This window comes from Lutibacter litoralis (assembly GCF_014646675.1).
GTDB classification, from domain to species: Bacteria; Bacteroidota; Bacteroidia; order Flavobacteriales; family Flavobacteriaceae; genus Lutibacter; species Lutibacter litoralis.
In genome coordinates, this window is sequence record NZ_BMNS01000005.1 from 197,117 (window position 1) to 212,384 (window position 15,268).

Annotated in this window: 16 protein-coding genes; 6 read left to right on the forward strand and 10 right to left on the reverse strand. The window is 28.5% G+C overall.

Going from position 1 to position 15,268, the window contains the following annotated elements:
- Positions 1-100 precede the first annotated feature (100 nt).
- Together IEW75_RS09265 and IEW75_RS09270 are read left to right on the forward strand one after the other, a co-directional pair.
- Entirely contained in the window at positions 101-712 is a 612-nt protein-coding gene (locus IEW75_RS09265) for a hypothetical protein (protein ID WP_134246750.1), read from the forward strand.
- A gap of 13 nt (positions 713-725) precedes the next feature.
- Positions 726-2,534 (forward strand): CocE/NonD family hydrolase, encoded by a 1,809-nt coding sequence (locus IEW75_RS09270; protein ID WP_229714421.1) that lies wholly within the window; start codon positions 726-728, stop codon positions 2,532-2,534.
- Between the two features lie 876 nt (positions 2,535-3,410).
- Here IEW75_RS09270 and IEW75_RS09275 read toward each other — a convergent pair.
- Both IEW75_RS09275 and IEW75_RS09280 read right to left on the reverse strand, forming a co-directional pair.
- Positions 3,411-3,740, reverse strand: a complete 330-nt coding sequence (locus IEW75_RS09275; protein WP_134246748.1) for a Dabb family protein — start codon at positions 3,738-3,740, stop codon at positions 3,411-3,413.
- 7 nt (positions 3,741-3,747) lie between these two features.
- Positions 3,748-4,350: a class I SAM-dependent methyltransferase gene (locus IEW75_RS09280; RefSeq protein WP_134246747.1), complete on the reverse strand. Its 603-nt coding sequence runs from the start codon at positions 4,348-4,350 to the stop codon at positions 3,748-3,750.
- Positions 4,351-4,437: 87 nt separating this feature from the next.
- Here IEW75_RS09280 and IEW75_RS09285 point away from each other — a divergent pair, with 87 nt between their 5' ends.
- Complete coding sequence (locus tag IEW75_RS09285) at positions 4,438-5,676, forward strand: multidrug effflux MFS transporter (RefSeq protein ID WP_229714422.1); 1,239 nt, start codon at positions 4,438-4,440, stop codon at positions 5,674-5,676.
- A 58-nt stretch (positions 5,677-5,734) separates the two neighbouring features.
- Positions 5,735-6,025: a thioredoxin gene (gene trxA, locus IEW75_RS09290; RefSeq protein ID WP_134246746.1), complete on the forward strand. Its 291-nt coding sequence runs from the start codon at positions 5,735-5,737 to the stop codon at positions 6,023-6,025.
- Positions 6,026-6,149: 124 nt separating this feature from the next.
- On the opposite strand, the gene IEW75_RS09295 is transcribed toward trxA, so the two are convergent.
- The 4 genes from IEW75_RS09295 to IEW75_RS09310 form a co-directional block, all read right to left on the reverse strand.
- Positions 6,150-6,332: a CPXCG motif-containing cysteine-rich protein gene (locus IEW75_RS09295; RefSeq protein WP_134246745.1), complete on the reverse strand. Its 183-nt coding sequence runs from the start codon at positions 6,330-6,332 to the stop codon at positions 6,150-6,152.
- A gap of 10 nt (positions 6,333-6,342) precedes the next feature.
- Entirely contained in the window at positions 6,343-7,110 is a 768-nt protein-coding gene (locus tag IEW75_RS09300; RefSeq protein ID WP_229714423.1) for a sulfite exporter TauE/SafE family protein, read from the reverse strand.
- Positions 7,111-7,173: 63 nt separating this feature from the next.
- Positions 7,174-7,881 carry a YiaD family glycine zipper/OmpA-like lipoprotein gene (locus tag IEW75_RS09305; RefSeq protein ID WP_134246744.1) on the reverse strand — a complete coding sequence of 236 codons (708 nt, stop codon included), beginning with the start codon at positions 7,879-7,881 and terminating at the stop codon, positions 7,174-7,176.
- On the reverse strand, positions 7,881-8,360 hold the full coding sequence (locus IEW75_RS09310; protein WP_134246743.1) for a lipocalin family protein: 480 nt from the start codon (positions 8,358-8,360) through the stop codon (positions 7,881-7,883). The genes IEW75_RS09305 and IEW75_RS09310 overlap by 1 nt, the downstream gene beginning before the upstream one ends.
- A gap of 170 nt (positions 8,361-8,530) precedes the next feature.
- On the opposite strand from IEW75_RS09310, the gene IEW75_RS09315 reads away from it, so the two are divergent.
- Positions 8,531-9,223, forward strand: a complete 693-nt coding sequence (locus tag IEW75_RS09315; protein ID WP_134246742.1) for a pseudouridine synthase — start codon at positions 8,531-8,533, stop codon at positions 9,221-9,223.
- Positions 9,224-9,438: 215 nt separating this feature from the next.
- Here the strand turns inward: IEW75_RS09315 and IEW75_RS09320 are convergent, their stop codons facing one another.
- From IEW75_RS09320 to IEW75_RS09330, 3 genes are all read right to left on the reverse strand, one after another.
- Entirely contained in the window at positions 9,439-9,885 is a 447-nt protein-coding gene (locus tag IEW75_RS09320) for a hypothetical protein (protein WP_134246741.1), read from the reverse strand.
- A 168-nt stretch (positions 9,886-10,053) separates the two neighbouring features.
- A complete protein-coding gene (locus IEW75_RS09325; RefSeq protein ID WP_134246740.1) occupies positions 10,054-11,214 on the reverse strand; it encodes a PAS domain-containing sensor histidine kinase in 1,161 nt (386 codons plus the stop codon).
- A gap of 62 nt (positions 11,215-11,276) precedes the next feature.
- Positions 11,277-13,283, reverse strand: a complete 2,007-nt coding sequence (locus tag IEW75_RS09330) for an alpha-ketoacid dehydrogenase subunit alpha/beta (protein WP_134246739.1) — start codon at positions 13,281-13,283, stop codon at positions 11,277-11,279.
- 193 nt (positions 13,284-13,476) lie between these two features.
- On the opposite strand from IEW75_RS09330, the gene IEW75_RS09335 reads away from it, so the two are divergent.
- Complete coding sequence (locus IEW75_RS09335; protein ID WP_134246738.1) at positions 13,477-14,718, forward strand: glycosyltransferase; 1,242 nt, start codon at positions 13,477-13,479, stop codon at positions 14,716-14,718.
- On the opposite strand, the gene IEW75_RS09340 is transcribed toward IEW75_RS09335, so the two are convergent.
- A complete protein-coding gene (locus IEW75_RS09340) occupies positions 14,681-15,262 on the reverse strand; it encodes an RNA polymerase sigma factor (RefSeq protein ID WP_158283760.1) in 582 nt (193 codons plus the stop codon). The genes IEW75_RS09335 and IEW75_RS09340 overlap by 38 nt on opposite strands.
- Positions 15,263-15,268 lie beyond the last annotated feature (6 nt).

The window sequence follows — 15,268 nt, forward strand, 5'->3', positions numbered from 1 at the left end:
TCTAACGTTCATTTACATTTATTAACGCTCCTGTACTTTTTGTTTTTTGATACAGTTAACTGCCTTTAATTTGTATCATAAATCATTAAAAACTAATATTATGAAAATTATTACAGTTCTAAATTATATTGTCAAATTAGTATTGTTTGTGGCAATATTTTTTTTGGGCTCTTGCAAAAGTAATCCAGAAACAACCGCTACTAAACAACCCGTATTATCTGATTACACAATTGGAGAGAAATGGGTATGGAAATATAAAGGTGTTACTGATGAAGGTGAAGTAAGGTCGGATGGAACCGATACTCGGAAAATAGTTGATTTTAATGGCGCCTTGGGAATGACCATAGACAAAGATACCGTTTTGGTGTCTGAAATTGTAAAGCCAGAAAAAAGTGATACACCAAAATATAAATGGCCTTTAGAAGTCGGTAAAAAGTGGAAATATGAAAAAGACTGGACCAGTCAAGATGGTACTACAGGAAATCAAAGTCAGGATGTAGAAGTGCTTTCCTTTAAAAAAGAAATAGTAGGAGCAGGGACATTTATGGCCTACACCATTGAGTACAAAGGAACCGTTTCAAATTCAAGAGGCTATAGTGCTAAAACAGATGAAGTTTGGTTATATGCTCCAGAAATTAAGAATTTTATAAAAATGACTCAAGTTCAAGACGGTTTTTCTTATACCGAAGAATTAATTGAATATTCAAAATAAAGCAACCATTAAAATGAAATTCATACAAATATTAAAGGTCACATTTTTACTACTGTTAGTAGCATTAGTTTCTTGTAATTCTATAAAAGAGGAACAGCAAGAACCAAGAGAAGTGAGTAGAAAAGGCAAAGAATATTTTGTGCAAGATTCTATTCTAATTTCAACTAGAGATGGTGCTAAAATATCTGCAATAATAGTTAGAAGTAAAGCTGAAAAAGAACCACAACCAGCAATATTATTTCATACAATATATACTCGTAAAGATGATATCAATAGAGCTTATGAGGCAGCAGATAAAGGATATGTAGGAGTAGTATCTTATACAAGAGGTAAAAACTTAAGTCCAAATAAAATAACTCCTTATGTTCATGAAGGTAATGATGTGTACGATGTTATAGATTGGATTACTGAGCAGGAGTGGAGCAATGATGAAGTTGGTATGTATGGAGGTAGTTACGTCGGTTTTGTTCAGTGGGCTTCTATGAAAGAAAAAGTGCATCCAGCGTTAAAAACTATAGTACCATCTGTTGCTGCAGCTCCAGGTATTGCTGAACCTATGGAAAATGGTGTTTATTTTAACTTTCATTATCCTTGGTGGCATTACGTTACCAATAACAAAACACTTGATACAGTTTCTTATTATAATGGAAAACGTTGGAATGATTTGTATTTCGATTGGTATAAAAAAGGAGTGGCTTATAAAAATTTGGATAGTTTAGATGGTACACCAAATCCAGAATTCAATCAAAAATTAGAGCATCCAACATTTGATGCTTATTGGAAAAAAATGACACTGTTTAAACAGGATTTTTCTAAAATTAATATTCCTATCTTAAGTACTACAGGTTATTATGATGGTGGACAGTTTGGAACTATGCACTATTTAAAATCTCATTATCAGTACAATACAAATGCAGAGCATTATCTTTTGATTGGGCCTTATTCACATTTTGGAGCGCAAGAACTTCCAGAAAAGAATATTTTGGGTTATACCATAGACCCTATAGCACAGATAAATATTAAAAATTTAATTTTTGATTGGTTCGACTATATTTTTAAAAATGCCAAAAAGCCTGTTTTGTTAAAGAATAAAATCAATTATCAAGTGATGGGTGCAAATACTTGGAAGCATGTATCATCGCTAGATAAAATTACTACTGATACATTAAAGGTATATTTGAGTAAACAACGTTCTGGTGTGGCGTTTAAATCGACCTATAATACAGGAAATATGGGAGTAAACGAACACTTTAGTTTATCTAATATTTCTAATGAAACAAGTTATATAGAACAAGAGATTGATTTTTCTGATCGTAGTCAATTTTCTTGGAATTTAAGTGGAGATCGAAACATTATATCAGAAACTTTAACTGTTGGCCAAGGATTTTCATTTGTCACAGAACCCTTCGATGAAGATTTAGAACTTAGTGGTTCTGTAAGTGGAGTTTTAAATGTGTCCATCAATAAAAAAGATTTTGATTTTAACGTTTTACTATACGAACAAACGGCTAACGGATCTTTTTTTAGCTTGACACTACCATTTACAACAAGAGCAAGTATGTCTAAGGATATAGAAAACAGAAACTTATTGACTCCAAATAAAAAGACCTCAATTCCCATTCATAATTTTAGAATGACTAGTAAAAAAATTAAAAAGGGAAGTAGAATAGTTGTTCTATTAAATGGTATCAAACATCCTTTTTCACAATTAAACTACGGTACAGGAAAAGATGTGAGTGAAGAAAGCATTAATGATGCTGAAGAGCCTTTAAAAATTAAATGGTATACTGATAGCTATATTCATTTTCCGGTTAATATGTAAAATAGAATCTCGATGTTTAACTTGGCCTCATAAAATTTTGGTCAAAACAATAGGAGAAATAAGGGTCCATATTTTAGGGGTTTAGTAATACAGTTTCTTAAGAATTTCAATTATACAAGTGTCTTAAAAACAATCTTAATCAGTTACAATGTTTCCTAAAATATAGCGAATGAGCCGTTAATTGTTTCCAAAATTATATGCAGCCTTGAATTTTTGTTTCTTTTGTTTCAATACAAAAGATAATGAAACATTAAAAAAATGATTAATTTAAGTTCTAAAGTTAACAAGTGTATAGAAATTTATTTTTCTTAAATTTTATACTCTTGTGGCAATCCACGAGAATCGTCTAAAATTTTTTATTACGTACATTTTATCGAATACGCGATTTTTAAATATAGCAAAAAGGCAAGCTTTTATTTTGGCGTTGGCAAGCGGCTGCAAATTGTGGTTTAAAAATAATTGCATTAGCAATTTTGTTTTAAGCAAACAATAAAGTGGTTGGTAGCGGCTATTTTACATAATGGCAAATTATAGTTACAAATGACTTTCCTTATAAATCTAAAATCTTAATCCGTGAGAATTTCTTATTTGAATTTTTAATTACCCAAGTACTGAATATCGTTAAGAATAAATACAGTTTCTGGGATATTTTACATAATAGAGAATTATAGCTATCAAATAAAATTCTAGAACTTTAATCCGTAATTTCTTTTAACATAATTGTTGACGATATAGACCTAAAGGCACTATATCTACAATTATGTGTAAATAGCCTGAAAAACGGCTATACAGAAATTACTATATATTTGTACTATAATTTATATTATGTTAAATAGAGTTTTTATATAGCTCCTCTATTAAAACGAAAACTGCTAATTAACTTTCTGAATCGTAAATCAAAACACGTTCCCATAATTTAGAAGCTTCAGCTATAAATAATTTATGAGCAGGTTCAATTTGATAATTGTTATGTTCTTCCAAATTATTAAAAGTAACCTTTAAACAATATGTATAACTGTTATCAATAACTGGTCTGTTTGTATCTGCTGGTTGGCCAAAATGTTTATTTTTGGCATAAACAGATGAATTTAAAAATTTGTGCATTGCCGTTTCAAATTCATTTCTATCAGTTTTATTGTTTGGGTTTTTCAACCAAAAGAAAACTAAGTGAATAAATTGTTCTTCAATTGCATTCGTTGATTTCATAAAGTATTTATTTTTCTTTTTTAATAACTAATGTGGTGATACTTCTTTTATTGTGTACAATGGTTGTTTTTACATCCTCTAGCCAGCTAATACAATAATTAGCTTGTAAATCTGCAAGAATTTGAGGTGTTAACAAAAAACGTGTTGAACCATCAGGTAATTTATATACGCCACTTTTTATAGATTCTAACTGGTTTTCAATTCCGAAATTAGATGCAACTCTTATAAATAAACTTCCCTGAGGTTTTAATACCCGCAATAATTCTTCAAACATTTGTAAAAATTCATTTAAATCTTCGGCAAAATGCAATACAGCATTACAAATTAAATGATCAAAACTATCTGATGTATAAGGCATTTGCTTAATGGAACTTTGTATAAAGTTTGCTTGCTGTTCCACATACAATTCTTTACAAATTTGCAATTGATCCTGATTGGTATCTGTGCCATGGATTTCAAAACCGTTGTTATAAAACCATTTCAGGTTTCTACCGCTTCCACAACCGGCATCTAAAATTTTTGCTTTTGGCTGGTATCTTTCTTTTAAAATTTGATCTAAAATATAAATATCAATTCCTTCTATGTTTTTTTTTAAGGTTTGTAAATTCATAACCACACTTTTATAGTTGCAAATTACAAATTCTTATTGAACTATTACTTTTTACAATAGTAAAACACATTTACTAAAATACATTTAATGTACATTTGCAAAATGTTAAAAAAGAATTCCTCTCAATTAGAATTTATTGCATTAATGGCCTCTTTAATGTCCGTTGTGGCCTTAGCTATAGACGCTTTATTACCTGCACTGGATTTAATTGGAATTTCAATTGGTACAGAAAATATAGTTGATAATCAGCTATTAATTACTATGATTTTTTTAGGACTTGGACTTGGTCCGTTATTTTTTGGTCCTATTTCAGATAGTTTAGGTAGAAAACCCATTGTTTTTATGGGGTTTGGTATTTTTATTTTAGCCAGTTTTATTTGTGTGTATTCTGAAAGTTTAGAAATGATGGTTGCAGGTAGAATTTTACAGGGAATTGGCCTTTCCGCTCCAAGAACAATAAGTATTGCAATGGTGCGTGATACTTTTAATGGAGATTATATGGCGCGTATTATGTCGTTTATAACGGTAGTTTTTTTATTAATTCCTATTATTGCTCCTGCAATGGGTAAATTTGTACTGGACCATTATAATTGGCAAGCTATTTTTTATATTCAATTGATTTTTAGCTTAATAGTTTCGTTTTGGTTTTGGAAAAGACAACCTGAAACTTTATTAAAAGAGCAACGTTTAAAATTTACAAGTCATATATTTATAGATGGGGTAAAAGAAATTTTAAAAGCTAAAAGAACTATTGGTTTTACTGTAATTTCAGGATTTGTTACAGGCTCTTTTATGGTTTATTTAAGTACTGCCCAACAAATTTTTCAAATTCAGTACGATTTAAAAGAGCAATTTCCATATATTTTTGCTGGAATTGCAATAGCTATAGGTACAGCAACTTTTTTAAACGGAACCCTGGTTATAAAATTTGGAATGGAAAAAATGGTTACTGCCTCGCTGGTTGCATTTTTTGGGATTTCCTTAATTTATATCATTTTATTTTCTAGCTCAGCAAACCCAGAAATAGGTGTTTTATTAACTTTTTTAGGACTGCAGTTTTTCGCAATCGGATTTTTATTTGGAAATCTAAGAGCTTTAGCAATGGAACCAATTGGTCATATTGCTGGGATTGGTGCGGCAATTACAGGGTTTATTTCAACAATTATGGCTGTTCCGATAAGTACTATTATCGGTAGATTTGTGTCCAATACTGCCCTGCCTCTATTTATTGGATTTTTATTTTGTAGCTTTTTAGCGCTATTGATACTAATTTATTTGAAAGTATCTAAAAATAAAGCACAACTTTCACTTAAAGATTCTATATAAACAACCATCTTTTAATTGTTGATTTTGTAACTTTAAGTATCATTAAAAAAATATTAAAATGAAAAAATCATTCAACGATATTATAAATCAGAAAGTTCCTGTTTTGGTTGATTTTACTGCAGATTGGTGTGGACCTTGTAAATCTATGGCTCCTGTTTTAAAACAATTAAAGATTGAATTAAAAGATGCTGTTAGCATTATCAAGATAAATGTGGATAAAAATCAATCGTTAGCAGCTAAATATCAAGTACAGGGAGTTCCTACTTTTATAGTATTTAAACAAGGAAAACAAGTTTGGAGACAATCTGGAATGCAATCAATTTCTCAATTAAAACAGGCTGTTAAATAAATAGAAAGTTTGAGTATCGCGTTAAATTCCTACCTTCGAAATAATTGAAATTCTGCTTTAGATAAAGCTTGTAACATATTAATAAACAGCGTTAAACATTAGCAAGTTATTGCTAAATTTTAGGCTACTGCTCTATATTTGTAATATTCAAACCAATTAATTCAGAATTACTAAATATAGGATTTATTTCTATTGGATTGCAACATATTTCGCAATCTTCAATATATGTTTGGTTGTTTATTGAAGCATCAAACAACATAGAAATTTCTTCCCAACAATACGGACATTGAAAAAAATGTTCTTCCATAAAAGTATATTTATTTAAACAATAGAATTAATGCACCAATAGCTGTAACTATAATAATAAATTTTCTGTACAATTCATTATTAATCAATTTTACTACTTTAATTCCTATAAAAAAGCCTAAAATTATTGCAGGAACTAAAAATAGATTAATAGCTAAACTTTCAACAGAAATTGTTTTCCATACAAAAATATGAAATGGTAGTTTAAAAATATTTATGATAAAAAATAACCAAGCTGCAGTTCCAATAAATTCATTTTTTGGCAATCGCATTGCTAAAAAATAAATGTTTGAAAACGATCCAGCTAAATTTCCAATCATAGATGTAAAACCGGACAAAAGTCCCATTGAATTTGAGAAAAGTCGAGTTTTAGGAATTGCAGTTGATTTTCGCCTGTCCATAATAATCATAAACACTACAATACCTAATATTAAAAAAGCCATTAGGCGTTTAAAAAGTTCATCGGAAATATCATTACCCAACCACACTCCTATCAAAACACCTATTACCATGGTTGGCATCAGCTTTTTTAAATATTTCCATTGTGAATATCTGTGGTAGTAAATTACTGCCAAAAGATCCGCAAAAAGCATCATCGGAATCAATGTTCCAGTTGAAGATTTCCCTCCAAAAACAATTGCCATTAATGTTACAATTACAACTCCAATTCCTTTTATCCCAGCTTTACTGGTACCTAAAAGAAAGGCTGCTAAAAAAGCAAAAAACCAACTAACTAGTGTTAGTTGGTAGGTATTAATTAGTTCTATAAAATTTTGCAAAATTATTATGTATCGAAGATTTAAAAAAGACTACCTAAGTTTGGATAGTCTTTTTAGTTTTAATTAATTTCCGGCTTCATTTTTAGCGTCTTCCTTCATTTTTTCATTAGGAACAATTGCAATATTTACTCTTCTATTTTTAGAGCGACCTTCTACAGTTGAATTATCTGCAATTGGTTGTTCTTCTCCAAACCAGTTTGTTGTAAATCTTGTTGAATTTAATCCTTTACTAGTGAAAAAATTAGTAACGGCAAAGGCTCTATTTTTTGAAAGTGTCATATTATAAGCATCTGCTCCAGTGCTATCTGTATGTCCTACAACAATTACATTCGTATCTGGATATTCCATTAAAATACCCGCTAATTTGTTTAATAATGTTTCTGAAGCGCTATTAATATTGTATTTATTTGTATCAAAATACACGCCACTATTTTCATCAAAAGTAACTACAATTCCATCATCTACACGTTCAACAACAGCTCCAGGAATTTCCTCTTCAATTTGTTGAGCTTGTTTATCCATTTTTTTACCAATAAGAACTCCAGCAGTTCCTCCTACTACTCCACCAATAACGGCTCCTAACTCTCCACCACTACCCTTTTTACCTGTGTTATTTCCAATAATTGCTCCTAAAATCGCACCACCAGCAGCACCAATTGCACCACCTTTTTGTGTATTACTAGCATTTTTAGTAGCCTCGCAACCACTAATATTTAAAGCTAACATTATTGCTAATACTCCGAATCCTATTTTTTTAATCATTAATTTCATTATTCGTTATTTTTTAAAAAATTCATATAAATTTTAAATGGTTTTCCTTCTAAAATTACTGTTTGTTCCCATTGCATGTTTGTCTCTGACAACTGTGTTAAATTTAACCTAAAACCTTTATCGTCAGCTGATTTGTATTTTTTATCTGTAGGTTTTAATAAAAAGTCGTACAAACCTGTTGTTGGATCAACTTCTTGTATTGTAAATACAAAATTACGGTCACCAACCACACAGTCCTCATTGTTAATAGTGTAGATTCCAGTATTATTATTAGGTATAAATCTCCAAGTACTTCCTTCAAAACATACCGTAGGAGCGTCGTTTAATAGTATTACATGAAATGTACCTTTCTCACTGTAAGAAATTTCGTTTAAAGTCCAATAACCTTTAATTACTTTTTTTGATTGAATAACCGTTTTTGGAGTTCCACAAGAAAATAATGTGCACGCCAAAACAGTTAGCATTAGTAGTTTTTTCATTTTTTTTTAGCTTTTAGTTGTTATAAAAAAGTTAGTCTTAAATGTACTAAAAATTTTGCTCAAATTTATAAAAAAAAGAATATTTGATTGAAAAATATTTAAAGCTTTTAATTACTTTAAAATCTTAACTTCAAGATATAATATGTTTAATGAAAATGTATATTTACCCTATGAAAATTGAAATTCTTTTTGAAGATAATTATTGTGTTATTGTTAATAAACCAAATAATGTATTAATCCATAATTCCTATTATGCAAGAAATATTAAAGATGCTACTTTATTAAATTTATTAAAGGAACAATTAAATTTAGAGTTATTTCCAGTGCATAGATTGGATAGAAAAACCTCTGGCGTGTTGGTGTTAACAAAACAAAAAGAGTATGTTGCAGTTTTTCAAGAGTTATTTAATTCTAATGCTATTAAAAAAAGCTATTTAGGCATTGTTCGTGGCTTTGTTGAAGAGGAATTAAATATTACTTCTCCTGTTAAAAATCCAGATACTAAAGTTTATAAAGATGCCTCTACTATTTGTATTCCGTTGCAAAAAATTGAATTGAATATTGCGGTTCATCCTTATGAATTTTCCAGATATAGTTTGGTGAAATTACTTCCAGAAACTGGTAGAATGCATCAGCTTAGAATTCATATGAATAAAATTAGCCGTCCAATTATAGGAGATTATAAATATGGAGACAGGTTTCATAACAGAATGTTTGAAAATGAATTTAACTGTAATAATTTATTTTTACATGCAGACTCCATACAATTTTCACATCCTATTTTAAATAATAAAATTAATGTAAAAGCTACCTTACCAACTGATTGGAGCACAATTTTTAAAGATTTTAATTGGAAGTTTTAAAAAAACCGTTCTCAAATTAAAAGTTAACTTTTAAATCTGTATAAAAAATCATTATATATGTAAATTTTCACCCCAAATAAATCAACATATTTTTAATGGTTTTTAACAATTTTAAAGAATGAAAATCACGTTCATAATTATTCTTGTAATAAATTGTTGTCTACTATTTTACTATACAAATTTGCAAAGAACTAAAACCTGAAAACGGTTAATTTTTAAGATGTTAAAAATTTTTTTTGTTTGCCTTTTTTCATAATAAATAATACTAACTCATACACTTGCTCTTTGATATATTTAAAATTTTGAATATAATTTTTGACTTCTTCTTTTAAAAAATTGTGATCTTTTCTAAAATCAGCTTCTTTTTTTAAATAAATATGTTCCATTAATAATGACAAATTTACATTGTGATCTTTTATTGAAACAATTAACTCATCTCCTAAAATACTTTCGTGTTCTATACCTTTCAGTAATAATTTCGCTTGATTAAAATTATCGGATTTACACAATCCAATAATATGATCAGAAATTAATTCATTTAAAAATTTTTGTTCAATTTTTATAAATTCAATTTCTGAAATCCATTCTTGAGTTTTTTTGTGTAAATACTCAATACTACTTTTATACCTTTTTTCTGAATGGTTGGAGGTGTTATCTTTCATATTAGTAATTTTTATTATTTCATAGAAAATTAATCTTGATCTTTAATTGTTACTAAATTAATTTATGAAATCAATTTTAATGTTGATTTGTATCAGTTTTATTAATGATTGTTATCATATTTCAACACTTAATTGTTTTAGTTAAAATAATTATTGTTATAAAATTTGTTACTCTTCAATAGCTAATTTTGGTAGTGTTACATAAAAATTCGTACCTTTATTTTCAGTACTTTCAAAAGAAATATTACCATTTAATCTTTCTAAATACCCTTTAACAATATTTAACCCTATACCAGTACCTGGGTAAAAAACAGCATTCTTAGCTCTAAAAAAACGTTGAAAAATAAAGTTTTGTTCGTTCTTAGGAATTCCAATGCCTTTATCTTCTATATTAAAATAAATATTTTCAGCATCTGCACTAATTTTAATATGTATGTCTTTTTTTGAATATTTTATTGCGTTGAAGAGTAAGTTTTTTAAAATTATTTTTATAATCTTAGAATCCTGATGTATATAATCACTTATATTATTAGAAAATATAATTTGCTGTTTCTTCTTTAAAAATGGTGATGTATTGTTTATAATATCTTTAACTAAATCGCTAAATTTAAATCTTGTATATAATGGAGTAATGTTTCCCGTTTCTATAATTTCAAGTGTTAATAAGTTATCTATCATATTATTTAAAAAGATAATTTTAGATTTAACTTTTAAAAAATGTTCATCTCTTTTATCTATTCTATTTAAGTCGGCATATTTTATTATAAGTTCTGAAGAAGTAATAATTGCACTTAAAGGAGTTTTAAACTCATGGGAAGCTAATGTTATAAATTGAGTTTTAAGATTATTTAAGTCTTTCTCTTTATTTAAGGATTCTTTTAACTTTTTAATAACTTCTTCTAATTCAATAGTTCTAAGTCTAACTTCTTCTTCTAATTGATAATTTAAAATGTCCTTTTTTAATTCTATTTCTTTTCTAGCAGTAATGTTTGAAATTAATGCTTTATAATAGATTTGTCCCTCAAATTCCATTTTACCAAAACTCATTTCAATTGGAATTTCAAAACCTTCTTTTGTGATGCCAAAAGTTTCTATTAATGATTTAAATTTATTAGAATTTTTACCTTCTATAAATTCATTTATTAAACTAATAGATTTAAAAAGTACGTGGATGTTATTTTTGTAAATTTCTTCAGAAGTATAGTTAAAGATAGCCAATAAAGGAGTATTTGCTAGTACAATTTCTTTTTTTAAATTGAACACAATAATACCGATTTGCATCGAGTCAAAACAAACTTTAAAGAATGCTTTATTGTCCTTCAACAGCATACTAATAACATTTTATGCTAAAGTTAAAAATTACATTAAGTTAAATGTATGATTTTTGTCACTTAATAATTTAAGAGTTCCATTATTGCGTCAAAAAGTCTATTTTTTGGCAAGTAATTGTTTTCTAAAGAATTGGCAAAAGGAATAGGAGTTTCTATACTTCCTATTCTTTTAATTGGCGCATCTAAATACTTAAAGCAGTTTTCTGCTATTAATGCCGAAATATCAGATGCAATTCCTCCAAACAAAGTGTCTTCTTGTAAAATAAGTACTTTCCCTGTTTTTTTTACCGAAGCATAAATGGCTTCAACATCTAAAGGCTGTAAGGTTCTTAAATCTAAAATATCTGCAGAAATAGTATGTGTTTTTACAACTTCTAAAGCCCAGTGCACCCCTGCTCCATAGGTTATAATACTTATACTAATACCTTTATTTAGAAGTGCTGCTTTTCCAAAAGGAATTGTATAATAAGCTGTTGGAACGTCTTGATAGATTGTTCTATACAACAACTTATGCTCAAAAAATAGTATTGGATTTTCGTCTTCTACAGCTGTTGCAAGTAATCCTTTTGCATCATAAGGAAAAGCGGGATATACAACTTTTAATCCTGGTGTTTTAGTAAACCAGGCTTCGTTTGTTTGGCTATGGAAAGGACCTGCGTTCACACCAGCTCCACAAGGCATTCTTAACACAACTGAAGCTCCTTGCCCCCATCTATAAAACGATTTTGCTAATAAATTTATTACAGGGTTAAATCCAGAAGTAATAAAATCTGAAAATTGCAATTCAACAACAGCTTTTATATTACCGTTAATTGAGAGTCCGTATGCAGCCTCAATAATAGTAGATTCGCAAATTGGTGTATTTCTTATTCTCTCTGCTCCAAATTCTTCTAAAAATCCATCTGTTATTTTAAAAACACCTCCATATGCTGCAATATCTTGCCCCATTATAACAAGATTATTATGTTTGCGCATACATTGCTTTAAACTTAAAGAAATAGCGTCTATTAAGCGAATATTTTTAGTTTCAGATGAAGGTTTTGTTTCTATATAGTTTACGTGTTTGTAAACATCAGATAATTCATTTTCCACGGAAGAAGTAATTTTTTCTTCATTAAAAGCAATTTTTAAATGCTCATTAATTTCAAGTACTATATTTTCTTTAATTATAACATCTAATTTTTCGGAAAGAATATTTTCTTTTTTTAAAAACTCGTGAAAATTTTCAATTGGATCTTTTCTTGCCCATTTGTCCATTAAATCCTGAGGAACGTACTTTGTTCCACTCGCCTCTTCGTGTCCACGCATTCTAAAAGTTTTAAATTCTAATAAAATGGGACGTGGTTTTTTTCTAACACTTTTTGCTAATTTAGATACTTTTGTATGTACTTCTAATATATTGTTTCCATCTATTATATGGCTTTCCATACCATAACCAATACCTTTATCGGCTATATCTTTACATTTAAATTGTTGGCTCGATGGTGTTGATAATCCATAGCCATTATTTTCAATGCAAAATAATACAGGTAAGTTCCAAACAGCTGCAACATTTAGTGCTTCATGAAAATCACCTTCACTGGTACCTCCTTCACCGCAAAAAACGGCAGTTACTTTTGCTTCCTTTTTTAATAAACTTGCTAAAGCAATACCATTTGCAACACCTAATTGTGGTCCAAGATGAGAAATCATACCAACAATTTTAAACTCTTGTGTGCCAAAATGAAATGAACGATCTCGACCTTTTGTAAACCCACTTTTTTTACCTTGCCACTGCGAGAAAAGCCTGTGTAATGGTATTTCTCGAGATGTAAATACACCCAAATTTCGGTGCATAGGTAAAATATATTCATCTGAAGTTAAAGCACTGGCAACACCTACTGAAATTGCTTCTTGACCAATACCTGAAAACCATTTAGATATTTTGCCCTGACGCAATAAAATCAACATTTTTTCCTCAATTAAACGAGGTTTTAACATTGATTTGTACAATTCAATTAATTGTTTATTTGAATAGTTTTTTCTATCGTAAACTATTTTCTTGATTAAGTTATCTATTGGTCGCATTTAGTTGGTATCGTATTACCAAATGTAACAATAATGTTATTAATTAAAAAGAGACTTTTTAAAAGTATTTTAGTGAATGTTGTTTTGCTTTATCCATTAATTTATTTTAGTAATAAATGTTTACAAAATATTAAAAATAAACCTTTTTTATAAAATTAATTTTCAATCTAATTCTTATTAATACATTTGAAAAATGAAAAAAGCATTAATTATAGGATTTGTTTGGCCAGAACCCACCACTACAGCTGCTGGTGCTAGAATGTTACAACTAATATCTGTTTTTAAAAATTATGGATTAGATATTCATTTTGTAAGTACTGCGGCAAAAACACTACAATCTTATAATTTTGAAAAAGATGGAATTGAAACTTCGACTATTGAATTAAACAATAGTAGTTTTAATGATTTTATTATAAATTTTAATCCCGATATTGTATTGTTTGACAGGTATTTAACTGAAGAGCAATTTGGTTGGAGAGTTTCTGAAAATTGTCCAAATGCGTTAAAAATTCTTGATACTGAAGATTTACATTTTTTAAGATTTGCTAGAGAGAAAAGCTTTAAAAAAAGTATTGAATTGAATCATACCTTGCTAAATAATGATATTGCAAAAAGAGAAATAGCTAGTATCTATCGTTGTGATTTAACTTTAATAATTTCAAAATATGAGATGGAATTATTACAAGCTCAGTTTAAAATCGATTCAAATTTACTTTGCTATACTCCATTTTTATTAGAAAAAATACAAAAAGATAGCTTCAACAAATATCCTTCATTTAACCAGAGAGTTGATTTTATGACGATTGGTAATTTTAAACATAAACCTAATTTAGAAGCAGTTAAAACACTTAAAAAACACATCTGGCCAAAAATAAAATCAAAAATACCAAAAGCGAAAATTCATATTTATGGCGCTTATGGAAATAATGAAAGTATTACACAGTTACATAATAAAAATGAAGGATTTTTAATCGAAGGATGGGTTGATAATAAAGAAAAGGTATTTTCAAATGTCAGAATTTGTTTAGCTCCCCTACAATTTGGGGCAGGATTAAAAGGAAAACTTATAGATGCAATGCTTTATGGAACACCCTCTATAACAACTTCAATTGGTGCTGAAGGAATACTTGAAGATTTACCTTGGGCAGGTTTTATTGAAAACGATTTTAATAGTTTTATTGAAAAAGCGGTTACATTATATAAAACTGAAGAAACATGGTTAAAAAAACAGCAAAATGGTTTTGAAATTATTAATTCTAATTTTTCAAAAAGGAAATTTGGGAATGAATTAATATTAAAAATTGAAACTACATTTAATAATTTGAAAAACCATAGAGATAATAATTTTATTGGTGCTATGCTGCAATATCATACTTTAAAAAGTACAAAATATATGTCTAAATGGATTGAAGAAAAGAATAAAAAAGTAGACTAATAGTAGCTGAGTTAATATATTTTCTGATAATAGAAAATGCACGTCCCATTTGGTTTTCAACCGTTTTAACCGATAAATTTAGGTGTTCAGCAATTTCTTTATAACGATAACCTTCGTATTTATTCAACATAAAAATTTCTTTACACCTATTTGGCAATGTTTCTATTGCAGTATGTAAGATCTTCATCTGTTTTTCGTTATTTTCAGCAATTTCAGATTCAATCTCATTCACCAAAGAATATCTAATTTGTTCTAAATTTTCGTTTATGCGTTTATGCTTTCGGTAATAATCTAAAAATGAAAAATAAGCAGCTTTATACAAATAACTTTCTAATGAAGTGTTTATTTCAATTTCCCTTCTCTTAACCCATAATTTAATTAATACATCTTGCACTATATCTTCAACAATAGTTTTTTCTGAACAAAAATTTGAAAGATATCGACACAGTTTATTATAAAAAATACGATAAACACTTTCGTAAGCTTTTATATCATCGTTCTTTATTTTCGTAAATAACTCTGTATAGTTTTGATGTATGCTCAAAGACTG

Coding starts and splice junctions, on each gene's coding strand:
- IEW75_RS09315 (WP_134246742.1), top strand. CDS start 8,531: ATGAAAATTGAAATTCTTTTTGAAGATAATTATTGTGTTATTGTTAAT.
- IEW75_RS09270 (WP_229714421.1), top strand. CDS start 726: ATGAAATTCATACAAATATTAAAGGTCACATTTTTACTACTGTTAGTA.
- IEW75_RS09305 (WP_134246744.1), bottom strand. CDS start 7,881: ATGAAATTAATGATTAAAAAAATAGGATTCGGAGTATTAGCAATAATG.
- IEW75_RS09310 (WP_134246743.1), bottom strand. CDS start 8,360: ATGAAAAAACTACTAATGCTAACTGTTTTGGCGTGCACATTATTTTCT.
- IEW75_RS09320 (WP_134246741.1), bottom strand. CDS start 9,885: ATGAAAGATAACACCTCCAACCATTCAGAAAAAAGGTATAAAAGTAGT.
- IEW75_RS09295 (WP_134246745.1), bottom strand. CDS start 6,332: ATGGAAGAACATTTTTTTCAATGTCCGTATTGTTGGGAAGAAATTTCT.
- IEW75_RS09285 (WP_229714422.1), top strand. CDS start 4,438: ATGTACATTTGCAAAATGTTAAAAAAGAATTCCTCTCAATTAGAATTT.
- trxA (WP_134246746.1), top strand. CDS start 5,735: ATGAAAAAATCATTCAACGATATTATAAATCAGAAAGTTCCTGTTTTG.
- IEW75_RS09275 (WP_134246748.1), bottom strand. CDS start 3,740: ATGAAATCAACGAATGCAATTGAAGAACAATTTATTCACTTAGTTTTC.
- IEW75_RS09280 (WP_134246747.1), bottom strand. CDS start 4,350: ATGAATTTACAAACCTTAAAAAAAAACATAGAAGGAATTGATATTTAT.
- IEW75_RS09325 (WP_134246740.1), bottom strand. CDS start 11,214: ATGCTGTTGAAGGACAATAAAGCATTCTTTAAAGTTTGTTTTGACTCG.
- IEW75_RS09330 (WP_134246739.1), bottom strand. CDS start 13,283: ATGCGACCAATAGATAACTTAATCAAGAAAATAGTTTACGATAGAAAA.
- IEW75_RS09335 (WP_134246738.1), top strand. CDS start 13,477: ATGAAAAAAGCATTAATTATAGGATTTGTTTGGCCAGAACCCACCACT.
- IEW75_RS09265 (WP_134246750.1), top strand. CDS start 101: ATGAAAATTATTACAGTTCTAAATTATATTGTCAAATTAGTATTGTTT.